This window comes from Mycolicibacterium vaccae NBRC 14118 = CIP 105934, from assembly GCF_001552715.1.
Classification (GTDB): Bacteria; Actinomycetota; Actinomycetes; order Mycobacteriales; family Mycobacteriaceae; genus Mycobacterium; species Mycobacterium vaccae.
The window spans coordinates 1-20,072 of record NZ_BCRS01000118.1 but is presented as its reverse complement, the minus strand read 5'-3'; the positions used below and the strand labels follow the sequence as shown (position 1 = coordinate 20,072).

Sequence of the window (20,072 nt, the reverse complement as noted above, 5' to 3'; positions counted from 1 at the left end):
CCGGCGGCGGTGTCCAGCCCGGCTGAGCGGCAGCCGTGGAGGCGACTCCGACCGCACCGACGGCGAGGCCGCCGAACACGGCGGCGCTGGCAAGGACGTGGTTCAACTTCATCGTGAGCACTCCAATCCCGGGTGTCGACCCGCATGTCGTTGACAACATCAAAGTTCTATCCGCAAACCGGAAACGGTAAACACAACCGCTGCGACAACTGTGCTCATGACGGCATCTGCGCTGGTGAGCTCCGTCCGGCGTGAACTAGGGCACACTGAGACCGATGGTGGAGCAACGCCGCGCCGAACTGGCGCGGATCGCCGACGGAGATGGGCCCGGATCAGGGCCCGCCCGGACCGCGCTGGGCGGGGCGCCGCTGCAGGAGCGGTTGCGGGCCTCGATCCTCGCGCTGGCGGCCCATCGCGGCCGGCGCAGCAGCACCTGCCCGTCCGACGCGGCGCGCGCTGTCGGAGGCGGGGACTGGCGGGACCTGATGACCGATGCCCGCGACCTGGCGCGCGAGTTGGCCCGCTCGGGGGCCGTGGAGATCACCCAGCGCGGCAAAGTCCTTGACCCCGATGAGGATTGGCGAGGTCCCATCCGGATCCGCGTGCGCACCGACGGCTGACCGCGTCCGCCCGTACGCTGTGTTCTCGTGACCGGACAGGACGCGGCCCGGTGGAACCGCCGCTACCGTGAGCAGAGTCCGCCCACCGCGGATGACGTTGGCCTGCCTACGCGTTTCCGGCCCTTCGCCGACCTCTTCCCCACCCGCGGCCACGCCGTGGAACTTGCCTGCGGGACCGGCACGGCCAGCGTCTGGCTCGCGCAGCGCGGGTTGCGGGTGTGGGCGTGCGACGCGTCGGCGGAGGCGATCGCGCAGGCGCGCGGACTCGCCGAGAAATGCGGGCAGGCGTCGCGGTGCCGCTTCGAAGTTATCGACCTCGACAACGGTCTGCCCGCCGGCGATGCGGCGGACGTGCTGCTGTGCAACAAGTTTCGTGACCCGCGTCTTGACGGCCCCATCATCGACCGGCTCGCGGTCGGCGGCCTGCTCGCATTCAGCGCGCTGAGCGAGGTCGGCGCAGGCGGCGGCCGATTCCGGGCGGCGCCGGGTGAGCTGACAGCGGCGTTCCGGACGCTCGAGACGATCGCGCACGGTGAGGAACTCGGCGAAGCGTGGCTGGTGGCGCGCCGGCGGTGAAACCGGGCGGGGTCACGAGGACGACGGCCGGGGGCGCCTCGTGCACCCCCACAGCCCGACACCGATACCGACCACCGCGCCGCCGAGACCGATGAACTTCTGTGCAGGCCGCATCTGGTCGTGCACGCTCATTCCGCCGAGCAGGTCGGACGCATCGGCCCCGCCGGAGGCCAGGAACCAGCCGCGCGTGTCCTGCCCCCGCAGGCCCGCGGCGATCAGCATCCCGCCGATCAACGCGTCCCGGTACCCCATCGACCGCAGGAGCAGCCTGGCAGACGGCGGTGGCTCGTCGGGATCGCCCCACAGCCGGTTCGCGCGAAGCGGGTCGACGAGGAACGAGACGCCCGACGCCAGCCGGATGCCACCGGCCACCAAGGCTGCACGGTCTGCGGTCATGCCGGGACCCTACGTGCACTTCGGCAGCGCGAGTGCCGGTTTCGCCGGGGTCAACCCGCAGCCCACGCCTTCGCCTGTTCCAGATCGGCGATGCCGAAGAGCTTCAGTTCGCCCGGGACCATCCAGCCGACCGCGTGCAGCGTGTGCGCGATCCACTCTTTGTCCGCGACGATCGCGATGCGCCGGAATGCGCCGTGGCGGTGCACGAACGTTCCCAGGCTCATCTTCAGATCCTCGAAGAGGCCGCCGGGACCGAAGCCCTGATAGTCGTCCGACACCACCTCGACGAGGCGGATCTCGTCACCGTCGAGCATCGTCTCCATCGTCGGGCCGAAGTCGCGCAGTTCGTCGCCGCTGAGCCGCCCGGACACCCGGAAACCCACCACGCCGGCGGGCATTCCCTCGAGAACCTCGATCACCTGAGCCTCCGGACCCCTGGGCAGACATCATCGAGTCTCCCACTCAGACCCCCACGGTGCCGTCGATTCGCTCGCGGAGCAGATCCGCGTGCCCGTTGTGCCGCGCGTACTCCCCGATCATGTGCAGATAGATCCAGCGCAGCGACACCTCGGTGCCCATGAACGGGCGGGTCTCGGTCAGCGCGCACGCAGCACTGTTGGCGCGGGCAGCGGCGACCTCACGTTGCCAGGTGGCCGTAGCGTCGGCGAAGGTGATGCCGTCGGCGAGATCGAATCCGCCGTCGTGCCCGGTGGTGTCGGCCTCCGGGTCGTAGATAGGCGGCGCATCCTCGCCGGCGAGGATGCGCCGGAACCAGTTGCGTTCCACCTCGGCCATGTGCTGGACGAGGCCCTGCAGCGTCAGCGGCGACGGCGGCACCGAGGCCAGCCGCAGCTGCGCCTCGGACAGGCCGTCGCACTTGAGCACCAGGGTGTCGCGCTGGAAGTCCAGCCACGCCTCCAGCGTCGTGCGCTCGTCGGTGTTCATCGGCGGTGTCGCGCGAGGGGTCCCGGTCACGCCTGACGATCCTGCCACCGGAGCCGGGCCCCGGCCTCGATCGGCCATTGGAGAAGATCGACACGTGGATGCACTGACCGTTCCGGCCCTGCTGACCGCCGCCGCACGCGCCTACGGCGACCGCAGTTACGTCGTCAGTCCGACCGAGCGACTGACCTACGCCGACGCGGACCGGCGGTCGGCGCACCTGGCGCGCTGGCTTCTCGGGCAGGGGGCGGGCAAGGGCACCCGGATCGGGTTGTTCATGCCCAACAGCGCCCAGTGGGTGAGCTGGTGGCTGGCGGTGTCGCGGATCGGCGCCGTCGCGGTCCCGCTGAGCACCATGTACCGCCCTCTCGAACTCGCCAAGGTGCTCCGGCTTGCCGACGTCGCGATGCTGATCGCGCCACCGCAGGTCCTCGACATCGACGTCGTCGGCCGGCTGCGCGAGGCGTTGCCCGGCCTGGACGAACAACATGACCCACGAATCACGTTGCGCGAAGCGCCGTTTCTGCGACGCATCGTGTTCACCGAGGGCGGCGACCAACCGTGGGTGACCACCGTCGACGACGCCGACGCCGTGCCGCAGGCGATCCAGCAGGCCGCCGAGGCCGAGGTGCACCCGGCAGACCTCGCGATCATGGTGCACACGTCGGGGTCCACGGCCGACCCCAAAGGCGTCATGCACACCCACGGCACCCTGGTACGACAGACGTCGACGTGGCCTGCGGCGATCCGCGCCGTCACCGGATCGGACGCCGACCCGGTGATCCTGTCGGCGATGCCGTTCTTCTGGATCGGCGGAGTGCTCGCGGCGACCGGCGCGCTGCACGAACCCGTGACGCTGCTGGTGCTGCCCAAGCTGGACCCCGCGACCGCTCTCGACCTGGCCGAGAAGGAGAGGGCGACCGGCCTGGTGGGGTGGCCGGCGTTCACCCAGCGACTCCGGGAGCACCCGAGCTTCGCCGACCGGGACCTCAGCTCCGCCCCCATGCTGCGCGACGGCCCGCTGGACATCGCGATGACCGATGTGCCCGACGGATTCCCGGTGCACCGCACCATGTCCGAGACCGCCGGCGGATTCGCCCACACCGATATCGCGATCGTCGACGATGCCGGCGTCCCGGTGCCGGACGGGCAGGTCGGTGAACTGCTGGTCCGCGGCATCGGCGTGATGGCCGGCTACAACAAGCGTGAACGCAGTGACACGTTCGACCCGGACGGCTGGTATCACACCGGAGACCGGGTCTACCGCCGAACCGGCGACCCGCGGCTGTTCTACGTCGGGCGGACCAGCGAGCTCATCAAGACCTCCGGTGCCAACGTCTCACCGCTCGAGGTGGAGGCCGTCATCGAGGGCTTCGACGACGTCGCGCAGTGCGTGGTCGTCGGCGCCGAACACCCCGAGCGCGACGAAGAGGTGTGTGCCGTGCTGGTACCGGCCGGCGGCGGCATCGACATCGAATCGGTGGCGCGGCGCACCCGGGACGCGCTGTCGTCCTACAAGGTCCCGACCCGCTGGCTGGTCACCGGCAGCGACCGGATCCCCACCCTGCCCAGCGGCAAGCTCAACCGGCGCGAGATTCGCAGCTGGTTCGTCAATTCTGGCGCGGCAGAAGCTCTTTGACGAACCCATCGAGGAACTCGGCCATCTCCACGTCGGCCGCAGGCCGGATCACGAACTTCGTCAGCCCGGCGGCCAGATAGCCGTCGATCTGGCGGTGCAGTTGCGCCCAGTCCGCGGCCACCAGTTCGGTGGGATCGAGGTCGGGGCGCCGCCGGCGGATCGCGGCCAGGACGGGCGCGGGCAGATCACCGCCGCCGACGGCCAGATTGATGCCGTAGTGATCCTCGGGCACCTCGCGGCCGGCCGCCTGCGCCGCGGCCCGGATTGCCAGCCTGGCCTGGGCCGCCTCGGCCGGGGTCACGAAGCTGCCCAGCCACCCGTCGGCCAGCTCGCCGATGCGCCGGTAGCCGGCCGGTGACGAACCGCCGAGCCAGATGTCCAGGCGCGCATCCGGCCTGGGCTGCACGTCGAGGTCCCGCACCGAGAAGAAGTCGCCGTCAAAGGTGCGCTCGGGCCCGGTGAGCGCAGCGTGCAGCAGACGCAGGGACTCGTCGAACACCGCCGCCCGCCGACCGTCGGGCACCACGAACGCGTCCCGCTCGGCAGGCAGCGCCGAACGCAACCCGAAGACCGGCAACACCCGCTTGGGTGCCAGCGCGGCCAGCGACGCGAGTTGTTTGGCCACCAGCACCGGATGCCGGCCGGGCAGCACCGCCACCGAGGTCCCCACCTTGAGCCGGCTCGTGCGGGCCAGCGCGTAGGCCATGCCGACGAACGGCTCCACCGCAGGCGAATACACCAGCTCGGAGAACCACAGAGAATCAACCCCCGCGCTCTCCAGCTGGTCGACGAGCTGCCCCAGACGTTCATGCCGGACGTCCGCGCCGAGACCGACGCCGAACCTGACTTTCACCATGCACTCCTTGCCGCGTCGACTCCTCGTTGAGGCAACGCGGTGCGGCCCGGCTTTGTGCCCCGCCCGGCAAGCAGGTGGATGACAGGATGGTCGCGTGCCCGAACGCGTCACCTTCCCCAGCACCCGCGGGCCCGAGCTGGCCGGTCTGATCGACGAGCCCGAGGGCACCGTGCGGGGCTGGGGTGTGTTCGCCCACGGTTTCACGCTCGGCAAGGACAGCCCCGCGGCGAGCCGGATCTGTAAGCAGCTGGCCCGTGAGGGCATCGGCATGCTGCGGTTCGACAATCTCGGTCTGGGTGACTCGCAGGGCGACTGGGGCGACGGGTCGTTCTCGCACAAGGTCGCCGACACCGTCCGCGCCGTGGAGTTCATGAACGCCGACGGACGTGAGGTGCGGCTGCTCGTCGGACACTCGTTCGGCGGCGCCGCGGTGATCGCGGCCGCGCACGACTGCCCGTCGGTGGCCGCGGTGGCCAGTATCGGTGCACCCTGTCAGCCCGCCCACGTCGAGCGCATCTACGACGCGCTGGTGGACTGCGTCGAGAAGGACGGCGAGGCTTCGTTGTCGATCGGCGGGAAGGCGCTCACGCTCAAGCGTGACTTCGTCGAGGACGTCCGCGCAGCCGATCTCCGCGAGCGCATCGCCACGCTGCGCCGCGCGCTGCTCGTCATGCACTCACCGACCGACGACACCGTCGGGATCGACAACGCCGCCGACATCTTCAACGCCGCGCGGCATCCCCGCAGTTTCGTCTCCCTGGAGGGCGCCGACCACCTGCTCACCGAAAGGAACCAGGCGGCACGGGCGGCCCGCATCATCAGTGCGTGGGCCGACCCGTACCTCTAGCCTCGCCGGTCGGCGCGCCCGCCCGGAAGATCAGTCCTCGGAACCGCCCGAGCCGGAACCGGAATCGCTCTTCTTCGCCTCCGAACCGGAGTCGTCCTTCGACTTCGAGGAAGTGGACTCGTCGGACTTCGTGCCGGTCTTGTCGCCCTGCTTCTTGAACCCGCCGGTGAGCTTGGAGATCGTCGAGTTGATCGACTCCCGTACGTTCTTCACCGTCTGACTAGTGCTGGACGGCTTGCGGTGCTTGGGCCCGGTGGGCTCGTCGGACACCTCCTCGGCGGCGTCCTCGGTGACATCTGTGCCATCGGTGAGGTCCTGAACCTTCTCGTCGACGGTCGCCTTGGGCGCCTCCTCGACGACGGGACGAGTGACGGCGACGGTGTCGACCTCGGCAGCCGGCGCGCTCTCGGTGACCGGGTTTGCGTCCGGGTCCTCGAAGATCGGTCCCGGTACCGGCTTGCCCTCCGGGTTCGGGACGAACGGCGCACAGATCGAGCACTGCGTGCCGAGCACGAACGGGTTGTACGCGGTGTTCAGGCCGCGGCCGAGGGCGACCAGGCTGCTCACCACCAGTTCGGGGGTGACGAACTTGATCGACGACACGTCGGGCGTGCCGGTCAGGCTGTCGTAGAGGCTCGCGAACGGCGTGGTGGGGTCGAGCTTGACGGTCTCACCGGACCACGGCAGTTCCTGGCCGTCGGGATCCTTGACATAGCACTGGCCCTGTTCGTTGCAGGAGATCACTTCCCGAACCTCGGGATAGGTGTATCCCTCCGGCGAAAACAGTGCGGCAATCGCACGGACGTCAAACATTTTGCTGAGGATTCCGGAGGGATTGTCGCAACCGCCGGAACCCGTGCCCGAGCAGCCTTCGTCCATCGGCAGCTGGGATGCGGCCACCGCGGCCAGCATGTTGCCCAATGGCACCGACAGCGCGGGGAAAGGCACCAGCACGTTGGTCAGTGCCTGATAGCGCGTGACGTCGGCGGCGTCGGTGCCGAGGATGTTCGTCGGGCTGTAGACCCACCAGCTTCCGCCGTAGTGCAGATTCGCGCCGAGCCCGACGATGTTGCCGGAGGGCTGAGTCAGGGTGATGCCTTCGTAGCCCGGCTGGAAACTCGGACCGCCGTCGGGCTCGGAACCGAGCTGTACGTTCCCCGCGCCGAGTGCGGTGAAGAAGTGGTACGGCGTATTCGCCAGTGCGATAAAGAGGTTCGCCGGAATGTTGAAGACGTTGGTACTGTCGGCCGTCGGGGTGAACGTGGGGCCGGCGGGCAGTCCCGACGGCGTGCCGCACAGCGCGCTCGTCTCGCCGGGCTCGCAACTCTGGGTGGCGGCGACGAGGCCGACCTCATAGCTTGCTGTGCGGTGCGGCGACTGCGGTGTGGTGATCGGTGCCGCGGAGATGACACCTGCCCCCATCAGGGCAACCCCTGCGGTGACGTAACTACGTGCGACTGTGGGCATGTGTGCCCCCTCCATGTTGCTCATTGTGGCCCGACCGGACGAAAACGTATCCAGAATGTGATCGCCTGTCCACTTCATGGAGACAATTTCCCGCAATTCGCACATTTGCTGACGGGGTCGTCAGTTAATGGTCGAGGTCACAATTGGCAAATTCGATCGCGCAGCACCACGGAATTCGCGGCATTTCGCTCGATGTACCGATGTAATTCGGAGCGCAACGCATCGAAGGCGTCACGATTCCACTTTCGGGGCGGCTCGCGCCCGAAAGGTCAGCTTCCTTCGCCGCCGACCTCGGCGGGCAGCGGCGGGGGCAGCGGGGTGGGCTTGGTGGTCGACGACGGGGTGGGCCTGGTGGTCGACGACGGCGCCGGGGCCGATTCGCCGGTGTTTCCGGTGTCGTCGGTGGAGCCGGCCGCCCGGTGGAAATCCACCATCGGCTCGTCGCGGATCACCTTCTCCCCCACACTGACCACCAGCGCGCTCGCCGTCACCAGGTAGTCGACACCGTCATTGGTGGCGGTGAACGCGCCGTCCGAGGACTGCGTCGCGGACGTGATCAGCCGGGCCCCGTCGCGTACCCGCACACCGCGGTACTGCAGATCGCCGTCGGTGTCACGGCAGATCGCGACCCTGGAGCCGGCAGTGCTGCCGAACACGACCAGGGTGGCCGGGGACGCGCAGCGCGCCGTCGAATCGACGTAACCCCGGTCGTCGTACGGCGGCGCCGGCGAGGCGGCCGGCGCCGTGGCCAGGGCCAGCGGCAGGCAGACGAGCGTGGCGGTCGCGGCCAGAGCCGCCCGACGGGGCGCGAAACGGTTGATGGACATCGCCTTCCACCAGACCACGGGATCGCCGATCCACGCCAATGCCGGGCGCCGTCGAACACGCATCGTTCACGGTTCGAGACCGGACCGTAATGACTTCGGCCGCCGCGGCGATGAACCCGGTGATGACTCCCCCACCCGCAGTGACACGTCGCAGCCCGCGGACCCGCTTGCATGCGGTGCTCGTCGCGCTCACGGTCGCTGTGGCACTGGTGGTGGGCGGGGCCGCGACGGGCACGGCCGCCGCAGCGCCGCAGATCGTGGCCAAGGACTTCTCGAAACCGGCGATCGTCATCCTGGGCTACGGCCTCAAACCCGACGGCACCATGCGCACGATCCTGCACACCCGGGTGCTGGCGGGCATGGCGGTCGGCCACATGTTCCCGCAGTCGCCGATCATCGTGACCGGCGGAAACCCGCGCAACGGCAACACCGAGGCCGGGCAGATGCGCAAGATGCTGCGCCTCTACGGCATCCCCGACAACCGGATCATCGTCGAGGACAGGGCCAACAGCACCGTGCAGAATGCCGCGTTCTCGGTGCCGTTGGCCAAGAACGCCGGCACCTCCGGAATCATCCTGGTGACCTCGTCCTCCCACCAGGACCGGGCCGACGGCAACTTCGCCGCGGCGGGCGGAAACGTGCTGGCGACGGTGAGCTTTCCGGACGGGAACCCGTCGATCAACATCGCGCAGTTCGTCCGCGATGTCATCAGCCCGTTCATCACCATCACCTGAGGGGTGAACTAGCGTTCGGGTGTGGTTGTCGCACCCCGCGCCGAGCCCCGCCACCGCTGGGGTCTCGGCGCCTTCCTGCTCGTCGAGGCCGTCTATCTGGTCACCTCGCTGCTGCTGGCGCTGGTACTCGGTGGTGCGGCCACCACGCACGTCTCGATGATCCTGGTGGCCGTCGGGGTGCCGAGTGCGGCCGCGGCCGCGGTGGCGGTCCTGGTCACCTACCTGCGCGGAAACGGGCCACGGCTGGATCTTGCGATGAGGTGGTCCTGGCGCGCGGCCGGCACCGGGCTGTTGTTCGGCGTGGCCGGGCTGCTGGTGACGATTCCCGCGTCGTTGTTGTGGATCCAGATCGTCGGGGAGGACGCCAATTCCGCGGCCGGTGCGGTGTTCGGAGGAGTGCGGGCCGGGTGGCCGTGGGCGGTCGCGGTTTTCGTGCTGATCGCGATCGTGGCTCCGGTCTTCGAGGAGATCGTCTACCGCGGGTTGCTGTGGGGCGCGGTGGGACAACGTTGGGGGCGCTGGGCCGCCTTCTGGGTGAGCACGGTGGTGTTCGCCGTGGCCCACCTGGAGTGGAGTCGCGTCCCGCTGTTGCTCGTCGTCGCGATCCCGATCGGGTTGGCGCGCCTCTACACCGGCAATCTGAGCGCGAGCATCGTCGCGCATCAGGTGACCAATCTGCTCCCGGGCCTGGTGCTGATGTACACCGTCGCCGGCGCGCTGCCCGCCACCTGAGGAGTCAGTCGAAGCCGCCGCGCAGATACTCGGCGCGGCACGCACGCCGGGCCAGCTTGCCGCTGGTCGTGCGCGGGATCGCCCCCGCGGGAACCACGCGGACGTCGGCGACCGCCACCCCATGCCGTTGCTGCACCGCCGATCTCACCGCGCCGACCGCCTCCGCCGTGTCGGCGCGCGCGGTGCCCGCCGCCCGTTCGGCGACGACAACCACCCCGGCATCGACGGTGAATGCCGCGGCGTATCCGCGGCGCACCACGGGCGACGCCGCGGCGACAGTCGCTTCGATGTCGTGCGGATAGTGGCTGCGCCCGTCGACGGACACCTGGTCGGCGATGCGCCCGCACACGTACAGTTCGCCGTTCAGGTAGAAGCCGAGATCGCCTGTGCGCAGCCATCTGCCCTCGACATCGGCGCCGGCGGCATGGCTGCTGTCCGGCAACGTCGCGGACAGCCTGGCGTGGAACGTGGCCCGGGTCTGCGCGGGCATGCCCCAGTAGCCGCGGCCGATGTTGTCGCCCTGCAACCAGATCTCGCCGACCCGGCCGTCGGGTGCCTCGGCCCCGTTCTCGTCGACGATCACGGCCCACAGGCTGCGCGCGACCTGCCCGCAGGACACGTGGGTGACCGCTCGCTCGTCGTCGGCGGACACCGGCACCGCCCAGCCCTCCGTCAGGGGCCCCCGGTCGACGTGGACCACGCTGGGTTCCGCGGCAGGTCCGATCGTCGACACGAACAACGTCGCCTCGGCCAACCCGTAGGACGGCTTGAAGGCGGTGCGGGGTAGGCCGTACGGCGTGAACGCCTCGGTGAATGCGTCGATCGCACCGATGCTGACCGGTTCTGAGCCGATGATCAGCACGACGTTTCCCAGCTCGATATCGGACCCCTCGCCGGGAACGCCGCGCTGGGCCGCCCATTCGTAGGCGAAGTTCGGCGCGGCCGTCACCACGCGACCGGTGCGTGCGCCGGCGGACAGCGCCTCGATCCACCGCAGCGGCCTGCGGATGAACGCTGCCGGTGACATCAGCGTCGAGTGGCCGCCGTACACCGCGGGAAAGCCGATCATCGACAGACCCATGTCATGGTAGAGCGGTAACCAGCTGACGCCGTGGGTGTTTCGGTCGAGCAGGTCGATCGACAGGATCATCTGCAGCAGGTTGGTGCCCACCGCCCGGTGGGTGATCTCCACCCCGACCGGTGAGCGTGTTGCTCCGCCCGTGTATTGCAGGTGCGAGACGTCGTCGACGTCGATGTCGACGGGGACGTAATCGGCCGCCTTGTCGTCCGGGATCTCGTCGATCACGATCACCGCCGGTCGGTCGCCCTCCCCCAGCGTCGCCAGAAACTCCTCCACGGGCCCGCGGGCGGCCACTGTCGTCAGCACTGCGCTCGGTCGCGAATCACGCAACGCGACGTCCAGGCGTTCGGCATGGCCGGGCAACTCGGGTGCGAACAGCGGCACGGCGACGTTGCCCGCCTTGATCGCCCCAAAGAATCCCGCCACGTACTCCAGCCCCTGCGGGGCCAGGACCGCGACCCGATCACCGCGGTGGGTCACCTGCTGCAGATGCGCGCCGATCGCCCGCATCCGCACCCCGAGCTCGCTCCACGTCAGTTTGACGGCCCGGGTCCCGGCGGAACCGGCGAAGTCCAGGTACCGGAAGGCGACGGTATCGCCGACATGGGCGATGTTGCGGTCGATCAGTGAGATCAACGTCACGCCGGGAGGCAGCACGATGCCGCCCTCGGCGTCGAGGCAGTCCTCGATCCGCAGCAGCCCTTCGGGCACATCCTGTGCCGTGTCGCGGTCCATGACCGCAGTCTAGGCAGGCAGCCGAGACCCCCGGCAATTGCGTTGCGTAACAGGGGCAATGCCTGTGGCCGTACTACTCGGCGGTGTCGTCCGAACCGGAGTCCGTTGCCGAATCCGGCCCGGTGTCGTTCGCGGTTTCGGTGTCGGTGTTGCTTTCGTCGTCGGCCGTGTCGTCGGCGCCGTCGTCAGTGCTCTCGTCAGGGGTCTCCGCGGGCACATCCTCTTCGTCCGGTGCGGTGTCGTCGACGGAATCGTCAGGGCTCAGCGGATACTCGTCCCGGTCCTCGGCGGCGTCCTCAGGGACGTCCCCGGGGGCGTCATCGGATCGCTCCGAGCGCGATGACACCGAGTCCATTGTCGCGGCATCGTCGGTGGCCTGATCGGTGGGTTCCTCGTCGACCTCCGTGGCGTCGGCGGAAATCATCTGTACGCCAACGTCTTCGGAGGTGGAATCGACCAGGCCGGGATAGTCGCGGTCGTAGGCGGAGTCGATGATCTCCTTGAGGGGTCCGTTGAGCTGGTCGGCCAGTTCGTGGAGACCGAGACGGCGCAGGGGTTCCAGAAGGGGGATGTTCTCGCGCCGGATCAGGACGTAGGTGACGTTGCCGTCGGTCCAGACCAGCTTCTCGTCGTTCTCCAGATCCACGTCGTCATAGCCGTAGATGTGCACGTACTGGAAGCCGGCGAACGCGTTGGCCAGCGCTAGCAGGTTGAACGGATCGTCCGGAAAGTCGGCGGCGCCGTCGTATTCGATCGCGATGTCGGTGACGTGGTAATCGCTCTCCGGCGTCGGTGGGTCGATGTCGTATGCCGGGCGCACCCCGCCGTACTTCCGTAGCGAGTTGCCGAACAGCACGAATGACAGTTCCTCCGGGGAGGGGCGGTCGGCTGCGTCGTCGTGCTGGGCCAGCCAATCCGCGGCGATCAACGCGCCCTGGGAGTAGCCCAGAACGACCGTCGGACCAGTCGAGGTCTTGATCGCCGATCGCAGCGCCCGGAGACCGTCGGACTCCCCCACCAGCGGCAACCCGGACAGGTATCTCACCGGCGTGCAGGTGTTGCCCGAATCGGAGTCGCAGTAGTGGCCCTGGAACGCCTTGCTCATGTCCCACTGCAAGGTACCGCCGGCGGTGTAGCCGGTGACGGTCAATACGTTTGCTGCCAGCGCGTATGGCTGTGGGGTGGTGAAGGTCAGCGCAGCAACCGATATGGCGCTGGCAGCGGCGAGCAGTCCACGCACGTGGCGGTCCTTTGTGGGAGAGGTCCAGAGGCGCTGGACCGAAGCTGATCCGGCGAGATGACACTAATAGACGGTCGTCAATCCCACAATATTTACGGCTTCTCGGGTTCACCGGGGCGGCTCGGCACCCGGCCGATGCCGGTCGCACCCGCCGACAGGCAGGGGCTGGGCCTGCTGGTGCATGCCCACGAGCGGCGGGTGAGACGCTCCACGCAGCGAATTTATCTACCAGAGATTCGGTGCGGTTAACCTGATGGAAATGCGTTTGCTAGGCGATGGATGCGTCCGGCCGGCTCAGGCGCGGTCGCCGACCAGCAGGCCGGCCGACGCGAACTTGAGTCCGCTGCGCAGTTCTTCGAGGCTGATGGGGTCGTCGGACTCGATGTAGCGCAGCGTGGTGGAGACCGCCATGTTGAAGAACAACCAGGCCAGCGCACGCGGGCTGAGCTCATTGCGGTACTGGTCGCGGTAGTGGCCCATGTGCAGCGTGGTCATCGCCAGCAGCGTCGCGTTGAGGCCGGAGATGTCCTGGAACGTTCTGGTGTAGTCGGGCCGCTCGGCGAGGTACCGGATGAGGCGCCGGTTGGCGATCGTGACGTCGATGAGGATGTCGATCGAGGCCTGCATCGCCGCCTGCGGTTGATCCAGCGTGACCGATCTGAGCATTTCCTCGATCGCGGGTGCCTGCTGGGCTGCCAACCGCGCGATCGCGGCATTGACGATCTCGTCCTTGTCGGCGAAGTACTGGTAGATCGAGCCCTTGCTGACGCCGGCGGTGTCGGCGATCAGGTTCGTGGTCAGCCGGTCGGGATCTGTCTTGAGCAGCAGCTGCGCCGTCGTGTCCACAATTTTTGCGACCATGTCGCGGGACCTCTGCTGCCTCGGCAGTTTCCGTCGTTCTGAACTGGGCTTATTGACGGCCATCAGTACTCCTGACGCGACTTGAATGCGACCTGGCGGTCATATTAGCGTTCGGCAACCCCGTCATCAGGAGGTTTGCCGCCATATGACCGCCACCAGGGATTCCGAACTGGACGCAGACCTGTCCCCCGCAGCAGCCGCCGAACCTGACGCCCCCGAACTGGTCCCGCCGGACTCGCTGACCGCCGAGCACACCGGCCGGTGGACGTTCTTGGTCCTCGAAGGCGCCGCGTTCATGATGCAGGCGATGCATCCGGTCATCGCGGAGGTCACCGGCCGCTACTCGGCGGCGTTTCACGGCGATCAGGGCGGTCGCGCGATCCGATCCATCGACTCGGTGCTGCGGTGGACCTACGGTGGGACCGAGGCTGTCGCCGAAGGCAACCGCGTCCGGGCGATGCACCAGCCCATGACGATGAAGAGCGCCACCACGGGGCGACAGATCAGCGCGCTGAATCCCGAGGCCTACCAGTGGGTCATCGCGACGGGCTACATCGCCAACGCCCAGGCCGGTCCCCTGTTGATCGGACGGGAGTTCACTGACCTGGAGAAGGACGAGCTGCTGCGCGACAACCGCACGCTCGCGCGTCTACTGCACGTCCCGATGAACGGGTATCCCCGGACGCGGGACGAGATGGACCGCTACTACGAGGAGATGGTCGACAAGCTGGAGGGCACGCCACAGGCGCTGCAACTGGTTGATGAGATGGTGACGGGCAAAGTGCACCTCCCGCAGGGGCTCCCGCTCGCCCTGCACCCGGTGGCACGGGCCATGGTGCGGCGCGGGCTACGGCTGAACTACCTGTCGATCGTGGGCCTACTCGACCCTCGTCTACGTGCCAAACTCGGCGTCACGTGGAGCGAACGGGAGCAGCGTGAGCTGGTTCGCGTGTACACGGTGATCCGCGCCGCCTACCGCGTTCTGCCCGAGCGGCTGACTTATTTCCCGCTGGCCTATCACGCCCGCAAGCACCATCAGTGCCTGCAGAAGATGCAGGAGCGGCAGAAGAAGTCGTTCGCGTACCGGGTGCCGGGAGCCGTCGCGCATTCCTGAGCCGGGTCAGGCGATGATGCGGACCAGGTAGGGGGTCATGCCGTTGGTGCGCACCGGCGAGACGGCGACACCCGAATCGGTGGTCTCGACCATCTGGCCGTTGCCGGTGAACAGGGCGACGCTCTGCGTGCCCTCGGGTCCGTAGAAGATCAGATCGCCCGGCAGCGCTTGTGCGGGAAGAACTTTCTGACCCACCTTGTACATCTCGCCGGACGACCTGGGGAGCTTCACCCCGACACCGGCGTATGCGTAGACCATCAGGCCCGAGGCGTCGAAACCGACGACCTCGATGCGCGGGGCCGGTGCGGGCACCGGCGCGGCCACATTGGGGGTGACGCTGGGCAGGTTCAGGCCTGGCGCCAGATCGAGCGACTGGGCGTCGATCTCGGCCTGATCCGACGGCGCGGTCGGCAGAGCCACGGTGCCCTTGCTGGGCCCGGAGGCACCGCCGCCGCCGTAGGCGAACGGAACGCCGCGCTGGGCCAGGGCCCGCGCGATCACGACCTCGACCGCTTTCTGGTTGGTCGCCGATCGCGCGGGCTGAGCCGATGCGAGGCCCGGTGTCGCCATCACCAGGGCGAGACCGATCACGAAGACGAAGACGCGTCGCATTGCAGTTCCACCGCTTTCCGGGCCGCCGGCACCGTCACCGGCGCTGGACTCTTTGATTACCAATAGTCACTACAACCACTTCTACACCACATAACGTGGGGATTTGGCGTCGTCGCAGGACGATGGATCAAGGAGATGCGGGACCGGAACCGAGCTGTGACCTACGCTCGCGTGCCGCCCTCTATGGTGTTCCGGTTCTCAGGACTTCAGTGCGGCCAGCGCGGCGTCGTAATCGGGCTCCTGGCCGATCTCGGGCACGAGCTCGGTGTAGGCGACGTTGCCGTCGGCCCCGACCACCACGACGGCGCGGGCCAGCAGTCCGGCCATCGGACCGTCGGCGATGGTGACACCGAAGTCGTCGCCGAAGCTGTCACGGAAGGCCGAGGCCGTGGTGACGTTCTCGATGCCCTCGGCGCCGCAGAACCGCTTCTGCGCGAACGGCAGGTCCTTCGAGACACACAGCACCGAGACTCCGCCGCCGGCGGCACTCTCGTTGAACTTACGGACGCTGGTGGCGCACACCGGGGTGTCGATCGAAGGGAAGATGTTGAGCAGCAACGGCTTGCCGCTGAACTGGTCGGCGCCCACGGTGCCCAGATCGGTGCCCGTGAGGGTGAAACCGGGTGCCGCGGACCCGACGGCGGGCAGCTCGCCGACGGTGTTGATGGGATTTCCTCGCAAAGTTATCTGAGCCATGCAGCACAGTCTGCCAAGCCGCACTCGTCCCGTCGCGACGGGGTTCGAGCGCTCAGAGGTTCCCGTAGGCGCGGGCGATGTCGGGTGAATCCAGCCAACCCGAATAGGTGGGCCGCTGCGGCCAGCCCTGCGGGGAGTCCTGCCACTCCTCCTGGCGTCCCCAGGGAAGCAGGTCGATCAACGGGAACGTGTAGCTGATCTGCTCGGTCCCCCGACCGTTGGTGTGCCAGGTCCGGTACACGGAGTCGCCGTCGCGCAGGAACACGTTGACCGCGAAGCCGGTGTTGGGCGCAGCGTCGACGTCGGCGGCGAACGGACTGTCGGCCGACGAGTACCAGTCCATCGTGTTGCCCACCTTCGACCGGTAGGCCAGTGCCTCCTCGATCGGTCCCGACGTGACGATCACGAACCTCGCGTCGTAGTTGTCGAGGAAATCCAGGCGGGTGAACTGTGAGGTGAAGCCGGTGCAGCCGCCGCACTGCCACTCGGCACCGTCGGACCACATGTGGTTGTAGACGATCAGCTGCGAGCGCCCGTCAAAAATGTCGGCCAGTCGCACCGGGCCTTCGGCGCCGGTCAATGTGTAGTCCGGCATCTGCACCATCGGCAACCGTCTGCGTTGCGCGGCGATCGCGTCCAGCTCGCGGGTGGCCGCCTTCTCTCGCTTGCGGAGTTCGTCGAGCGCCGCCCGCCACGTCTGGTTGTCGACCACGGGCGGCAGCGCGTTGGGATCGGTCATTACAGTCGGCCTCCGGTAGATTAATCGGTGTGGACATCCGTATCGACCACGCGCCGGTCGCAAACTCATCGCTGAAAGGAACGCCGACGTGAGCGTCACCCCGCGCATCGGTCCCCGTAATCCTGACTCCTGGACAACCGCCCTGTGGGCCGAAATCGCGCCGATCTTCGACGCGATCGTCGTCCACCCGTTCGTCACCGGCCTCACCGACGGGACCCTGGATCCCGACGCGTTCGCCGGGTACGTCGCGCAGGACGTGCATTACCTGCGTACCTACGCCCGTGCGCTGGCGCTGGTGGCGGGCAAAGCGCCGACGCTGGCCGAGACCGCGATGTTCGCCCGGCACTCCGCCGAGGTGCTCGACGTCGAACTCGCACTGCACGCCGAACTGCTTCCCGCTCTGGGCCTGTCTCCGGGCAGCGTCGACGGCGTGCCGATCTCCCCGACCACCCAGGCCTACACCAGCTACCTGCTCGCGACTGTGTACGACGGCGGATTCGCCGACGGGCTCGCCGCGGTGCTGCCCTGCTACTGGATTTACGCCGAGATCGGCGCCGAGCTGCTGGCGCGCGGGTCCACCGATCCCCGATACCAGCAGTGGATCGACAGCTACGGCGGCGACGATTTCGCGGCCACCGTCACCGAGGTGCTCACCCTCGCCGACCGGGTCGAACCACAGCTCACCGCGGCCCAAGAGGCTTGTGCACGTGCCCATTTTGTGACGACGTCGCGGTACGAATGGATGTTCTTCGACGCCGCGTACCGGCGTGAACAGTGGCCGGTATGAGCTGACGGGCGGCGCGGACCGCGCGCAGTGGCTAAGCTGGCGGCTTCCTGTTTGAGCGCGCACTTCGCCGAGGAGGCCGATGTCCGCCGATGGCGCTCCGCCACCCGCCAGATCCCCGGGCGGTCACATCAGGCTGACCTCGCACAGCGCGGGCGCTGAAGCGCCGCAGTTGCACTGGGGCGCCCCCAGCGCGGCCGCCCGCGGCCCGGTCGTCGGCACCACCACCACGCGCGCGCACCGCAACGTCATCGGCACCCACAGCGGCGCCTACGGGGTGTACCGGGCGCTGGCCGTCGCCGCCGGAAAGCTGTCCCGGGAACACCGCGCCGACCTGACCGACACCGCGCCGACCGACGTGATCGGGCCGCATCCGCAGTGGACCGATCCCGACGCGATCGTCAGCCTCGACCCGTGGGGGGCGACGGTCGCCGACGTGTTCGCCGACCAGATCGCCGCGGGCATCGACATCCGGCCCACCATCGCGGTGACCAAGGCGCAGGTGATCCTGCCCGAGGTGCACGACGCGATCCTCAAAGGACGGTTGAGCCCGGACGGCCGGGTACTGCTCGGGACCGGGGCGGCGCTGGTCACCAAGGCCGCGCTCGAACCGGTCTGGCACCTGCCCGGGGTCGCGCAGCGGTTCGGCTGCAGCGAAACAGACCTGCGCCGAGTGCTTTTCGAGGAAACCGGTGGCATGTACCCGGAGCTGGTCACCCGCTCGGACCTCGAGGTGTTCCTGCCGCCCATCGGCGGGCAGACGATCTACATCTTCGGCGACCCGCGCGCGCTGGCCGACCCCGGCGTCGAACTGACCGCGCGCGTCCACGACGAGTGCAACGGATCGGATGTGTTCGGCTCGGACATCTGCACGTGCCGGCCCTACCTGACGCACGCGATCGAGGAATGCATCCTGGGCGCGCAGCGCGGCGGGGTCGGGCTGGTCGCCTACTCCCGCAAAGAGGGCCGGGCATTGGGCGAGGTGACGAAGTTCCTGGTCTACAACGCCCGCAAACGGCAGGTCGGCGGCGATACCGCCGACCGGTACTTCGCCCGCACCGAGTGCGTGGCCGGGGTGCAGGACATGCGGTTCCAGGAGCTCATGCCCGACGTCCTGCACTGGCTGGGCATCCGCAAGATCCACCGGCTGGTCTCGATGAGCAACATGAAGTACGACGCGATCACCGGCTCCGGCATCGAGGTCGGGGAACGCGTGTCGATCCCCGACGACCTCGTCCCGGCCGACGCGCGGGTGGAGATCGACGCGAAGATGGCCGCCGGCTATTTCACCCCCGGCCAGGTGCCCGACGCGGACGAGCTGAAGAAGGCCAAAGGCAGGGCGCTGGACGGATGACGGCGCAGACCCACGCCGCGCCCGACGCCGCCGGTCCCGCCGGTGCCGCCGAGCTGCTGCGGGCCACCGAGGAGGTGCGGACCCGTTCAGCGCAACTGCTCGGGCGCGCCCGAGCCGGCGACTCGCGGTGGTTCACCGTCGACGACTCCGCACTGGAGCGCACCGCCGCCGAGGTCGCGGCACTCACGCGATCCCGATTCCCGGATCTGCGGATCCCGGTGCACAGCAGGTGGCGGCATTTCGAGGCCGGCGGGGTGGACCGCGCGGGCGAACTGACCGCACTGCTCGCCGACGCCGACGCCGACGCCGACGCCGACGAGCGGGCCCGGGCGATGATCGACCTGACAGTGGTCAGCGTGCTGCTCGACGCGGGCGCCGGTGCCCAGTGGGGATACACCGAGACGCGGGGACCGTCGCGCGTGCGGTTCACCCGCTCGGAGGGCCTGGGGGTGGCCAGCTGGCACGCCTTCGTCTCCGGGCTGTTCTCCGGCGACCCGGGCCGGCCCCTGCGGGTCGATGCCACCGGACTGCGTGCCCTGACCGAGGAGCGGTTGGCCGCGGCGTTCCAGATCGGGCCGGACAACCCGCTGGTGGGGCTCGCGGGCCGCGTCGCGCTGATGCACCGGCTCGGCGACGCGCTGGCGGCACAGCCCGAGGTGTTCGGCGAACAGGGCCGACCCGGGGGCCTCTACGACGGCCTGGCCGTCACCGCCGAGGTCCGTGCCGCCGACATCCTGGCCCGGTTGCTGGCGTCGCTGTCGCGAATCTGGCCGTCCGGCAACATGATCGGCGGTGAGCCGGTCGGCGACTGCTGGCGCCACGACGCGGTGACCGGTCCCGGGCTGACGGCCGGCTGGCTCCCCCTGCACAAACTGTCGCAGTGGCTGACGTACTCGTTGCTCGAGCCGTTCGAGTGGGCCGGTGTCACGGTGACCGGCGTCGACGCCCTGACCGGGTTGCCGGAGTACCGCAACGGCGGTCTGCTGCTCGACCACGGTGCACTGGGTCTGCGCGACCCGCAGGTCGCGGACCGGAGCTGGACCCCCGGCGACGAGCTGGTGGTCGAGTGGCGGGGGCTGACGGTGGCGCTGCTCGACGAACTCACACCGTTGGTGCGGGACCGGCTCGGCGCCGGCGCCTCGGACCTGCCATTGGCGTGTGTGCTGGAGGGCGGGACGTGGGCGGCCGGGCGGGCGGCGGCCCAGCGGCTGCGCGGCGGG

At 68.8% G+C, this 20,072-nt stretch carries 22 protein-coding genes; 10 read left to right on the top strand and 12 right to left on the bottom strand.

The features are described 5' to 3' along the window. Positions 1-275: 275 nt before the first annotated feature. Together MVA01S_RS20690 and MVA01S_RS20685 are read left to right on the top strand one after the other, a co-directional pair. Positions 276-620, top strand: coding sequence for a DUF3253 domain-containing protein (locus MVA01S_RS20690; RefSeq protein WP_003932438.1), 345 nt, complete (start codon positions 276-278; stop codon positions 618-620). Positions 621-647: 27 nt separating this feature from the next. Further along, a complete protein-coding gene (locus MVA01S_RS20685; protein WP_003932437.1) occupies positions 648-1,196 on the top strand; it encodes a methyltransferase domain-containing protein in 549 nt (182 codons plus the stop codon). A gap of 12 nt (positions 1,197-1,208) precedes the next feature. Here the strand turns inward: MVA01S_RS20685 and MVA01S_RS20680 are convergent, their stop codons facing one another. From MVA01S_RS20680 to MVA01S_RS20670, 3 genes are read right to left on the bottom strand one after another with little or no spacing between them, the layout of a single operon-like run. Further along, positions 1,209-1,592: a DUF4267 domain-containing protein gene (locus tag MVA01S_RS20680; RefSeq protein ID WP_003932436.1), complete on the bottom strand. Its 384-nt coding sequence runs from the start codon at positions 1,590-1,592 to the stop codon at positions 1,209-1,211. A gap of 50 nt (positions 1,593-1,642) precedes the next feature. Further along, entirely contained in the window at positions 1,643-2,011 is a 369-nt protein-coding gene (locus MVA01S_RS20675; protein ID WP_003932435.1) for a SpoIIAA family protein, read from the bottom strand. Between the two features lie 43 nt (positions 2,012-2,054). Further along, positions 2,055-2,567, bottom strand: coding sequence for a DinB family protein (locus MVA01S_RS20670; RefSeq protein ID WP_040542387.1), 513 nt, complete (start codon positions 2,565-2,567; stop codon positions 2,055-2,057). Between the two features lie 64 nt (positions 2,568-2,631). Between MVA01S_RS20670 and MVA01S_RS20665 the strand changes: the two genes are divergently transcribed. Further along, positions 2,632-4,173 carry a class I adenylate-forming enzyme family protein gene (locus MVA01S_RS20665; protein ID WP_003932433.1) on the top strand — a complete coding sequence of 514 codons (1,542 nt, stop codon included), beginning with the start codon at positions 2,632-2,634 and terminating at the stop codon, positions 4,171-4,173. On the opposite strand, the gene MVA01S_RS20660 is transcribed toward MVA01S_RS20665, so the two are convergent. After that, the gene (locus MVA01S_RS20660) at positions 4,145-5,026 is read right to left on the bottom strand and encodes a TIGR03854 family LLM class F420-dependent oxidoreductase (protein WP_003932432.1); all 882 of its coding nucleotides are present in this window, start codon (positions 5,024-5,026) and stop codon (positions 4,145-4,147) included. The two genes, MVA01S_RS20665 and MVA01S_RS20660, sit on opposite strands and share 29 nt — an antisense overlap. A 97-nt stretch (positions 5,027-5,123) precedes the next feature. Here MVA01S_RS20660 and MVA01S_RS20655 point away from each other — a divergent pair, with 97 nt between their 5' ends. After that, positions 5,124-5,876 carry an alpha/beta hydrolase family protein gene (locus MVA01S_RS20655; protein WP_003932431.1) on the top strand — a complete coding sequence of 251 codons (753 nt, stop codon included), beginning with the start codon at positions 5,124-5,126 and terminating at the stop codon, positions 5,874-5,876. Between the two features lie 30 nt (positions 5,877-5,906). Here MVA01S_RS20655 and MVA01S_RS20650 read toward each other — a convergent pair whose 3' ends face one another. Both MVA01S_RS20650 and MVA01S_RS20645 read right to left on the bottom strand, forming a co-directional pair. Then, the gene (locus MVA01S_RS20650; RefSeq protein WP_040542563.1) at positions 5,907-7,343 is read right to left on the bottom strand and encodes a hypothetical protein; all 1,437 of its coding nucleotides are present in this window, start codon (positions 7,341-7,343) and stop codon (positions 5,907-5,909) included. 269 nt (positions 7,344-7,612) lie between these two features. Next, positions 7,613-8,170 (bottom strand): hypothetical protein, encoded by a 558-nt coding sequence (locus tag MVA01S_RS20645; protein WP_040542561.1) that lies wholly within the window; start codon positions 8,168-8,170, stop codon positions 7,613-7,615. Positions 8,171-8,292: 122 nt separating this feature from the next. Between MVA01S_RS20645 and MVA01S_RS20640 the strand changes: the two genes are divergently transcribed. Both MVA01S_RS20640 and MVA01S_RS20635 read left to right on the top strand, forming a co-directional pair. Next, the gene (locus MVA01S_RS20640) at positions 8,293-8,904 is read left to right on the top strand and encodes a YdcF family protein (RefSeq protein ID WP_051015351.1); all 612 of its coding nucleotides are present in this window, start codon (positions 8,293-8,295) and stop codon (positions 8,902-8,904) included. 21 nt (positions 8,905-8,925) lie between these two features. Then, complete coding sequence (locus MVA01S_RS20635; protein WP_003932427.1) at positions 8,926-9,636, top strand: CPBP family intramembrane glutamic endopeptidase; 711 nt, start codon at positions 8,926-8,928, stop codon at positions 9,634-9,636. A 4-nt stretch (positions 9,637-9,640) separates the two neighbouring features. On the opposite strand, the gene MVA01S_RS20630 is transcribed toward MVA01S_RS20635, so the two are convergent. From MVA01S_RS20630 to MVA01S_RS20620, 3 genes are all read right to left on the bottom strand, one after another. Further along, positions 9,641-11,452, bottom strand: coding sequence for a fatty acyl-AMP ligase (locus tag MVA01S_RS20630; protein ID WP_003932426.1), 1,812 nt, complete (start codon positions 11,450-11,452; stop codon positions 9,641-9,643). 73 nt (positions 11,453-11,525) lie between these two features. Beyond that, complete coding sequence (locus MVA01S_RS20625) at positions 11,526-12,692, bottom strand: PE-PPE domain-containing protein (protein ID WP_040542383.1); 1,167 nt, start codon at positions 12,690-12,692, stop codon at positions 11,526-11,528. Positions 12,693-12,986: 294 nt separating this feature from the next. After that, complete coding sequence (locus tag MVA01S_RS20620) at positions 12,987-13,553, bottom strand: TetR/AcrR family transcriptional regulator (RefSeq protein ID WP_040542381.1); 567 nt, start codon at positions 13,551-13,553, stop codon at positions 12,987-12,989. A 145-nt stretch (positions 13,554-13,698) separates the two neighbouring features. Between MVA01S_RS20620 and MVA01S_RS20615 the strand changes: the two genes are divergently transcribed. Further along, on the top strand, positions 13,699-14,667 hold the full coding sequence (locus tag MVA01S_RS20615) for an oxygenase MpaB family protein (RefSeq protein WP_003932423.1): 969 nt from the start codon (positions 13,699-13,701) through the stop codon (positions 14,665-14,667). A 6-nt stretch (positions 14,668-14,673) separates the two neighbouring features. On the opposite strand, the gene ripD is transcribed toward MVA01S_RS20615, so the two are convergent. The 3 genes from ripD to MVA01S_RS20600 form a co-directional block, all read right to left on the bottom strand. Next, a complete protein-coding gene (ripD, locus tag MVA01S_RS20610) occupies positions 14,674-15,279 on the bottom strand; it encodes an NlpC/P60 family peptidoglycan-binding protein RipD (RefSeq protein ID WP_003932422.1) in 606 nt (201 codons plus the stop codon). Positions 15,280-15,477: 198 nt separating this feature from the next. Next, positions 15,478-15,975: a thiol peroxidase gene (tpx, locus tag MVA01S_RS20605; protein ID WP_003932421.1), complete on the bottom strand. Its 498-nt coding sequence runs from the start codon at positions 15,973-15,975 to the stop codon at positions 15,478-15,480. 52 nt (positions 15,976-16,027) lie between these two features. Continuing rightward, the gene (locus tag MVA01S_RS20600; RefSeq protein WP_003932420.1) at positions 16,028-16,714 is read right to left on the bottom strand and encodes a DUF899 domain-containing protein; all 687 of its coding nucleotides are present in this window, start codon (positions 16,712-16,714) and stop codon (positions 16,028-16,030) included. An 88-nt stretch (positions 16,715-16,802) separates the two neighbouring features. Between MVA01S_RS20600 and tenA the strand changes: the two genes are divergently transcribed. From tenA to MVA01S_RS20585, 3 genes are all read left to right on the top strand, one after another. Next, positions 16,803-17,501 carry a thiaminase II gene (gene tenA, locus MVA01S_RS20595; RefSeq protein ID WP_003932419.1) on the top strand — a complete coding sequence of 233 codons (699 nt, stop codon included), beginning with the start codon at positions 16,803-16,805 and terminating at the stop codon, positions 17,499-17,501. A gap of 79 nt (positions 17,502-17,580) precedes the next feature. Beyond that, the gene (locus MVA01S_RS20590) at positions 17,581-18,852 is read left to right on the top strand and encodes a GTP cyclohydrolase II (RefSeq protein WP_003932418.1); all 1,272 of its coding nucleotides are present in this window, start codon (positions 17,581-17,583) and stop codon (positions 18,850-18,852) included. Then, positions 18,849-20,072: DUF1688 family protein (locus MVA01S_RS20585; protein ID WP_060941680.1), on the top strand; the 1,224-nt coding region annotated here is incomplete at its 3' end. The genes MVA01S_RS20590 and MVA01S_RS20585, both read left to right, overlap by 4 nt.

Coding starts and splice junctions, on each gene's coding strand:
- MVA01S_RS20690 (WP_003932438.1), top strand. CDS start 276: ATGGTGGAGCAACGCCGCGCCGAACTGGCGCGGATCGCCGACGGAGAT.
- MVA01S_RS20620 (WP_040542381.1), bottom strand. CDS start 13,553: ATGGTCGCAAAAATTGTGGACACGACGGCGCAGCTGCTGCTCAAGACA.
- MVA01S_RS20640 (WP_051015351.1), top strand. CDS start 8,293: ATGACTCCCCCACCCGCAGTGACACGTCGCAGCCCGCGGACCCGCTTG.
- MVA01S_RS20590 (WP_003932418.1), top strand. CDS start 17,581: ATGTCCGCCGATGGCGCTCCGCCACCCGCCAGATCCCCGGGCGGTCAC.
- MVA01S_RS20615 (WP_003932423.1), top strand. CDS start 13,699: ATGACCGCCACCAGGGATTCCGAACTGGACGCAGACCTGTCCCCCGCA.
- ripD (WP_003932422.1), bottom strand. CDS start 15,279: ATGCGACGCGTCTTCGTCTTCGTGATCGGTCTCGCCCTGGTGATGGCG.
- MVA01S_RS20600 (WP_003932420.1), bottom strand. CDS start 16,714: ATGACCGATCCCAACGCGCTGCCGCCCGTGGTCGACAACCAGACGTGG.
- MVA01S_RS20650 (WP_040542563.1), bottom strand. CDS start 7,343: ATGCCCACAGTCGCACGTAGTTACGTCACCGCAGGGGTTGCCCTGATG.
- MVA01S_RS20680 (WP_003932436.1), bottom strand. CDS start 1,592: ATGACCGCAGACCGTGCAGCCTTGGTGGCCGGTGGCATCCGGCTGGCG.
- tpx (WP_003932421.1), bottom strand. CDS start 15,975: ATGGCTCAGATAACTTTGCGAGGAAATCCCATCAACACCGTCGGCGAG.
- MVA01S_RS20645 (WP_040542561.1), bottom strand. CDS start 8,170: ATGTCCATCAACCGTTTCGCGCCCCGTCGGGCGGCTCTGGCCGCGACC.
- MVA01S_RS20630 (WP_003932426.1), bottom strand. CDS start 11,452: ATGGACCGCGACACGGCACAGGATGTGCCCGAAGGGCTGCTGCGGATC.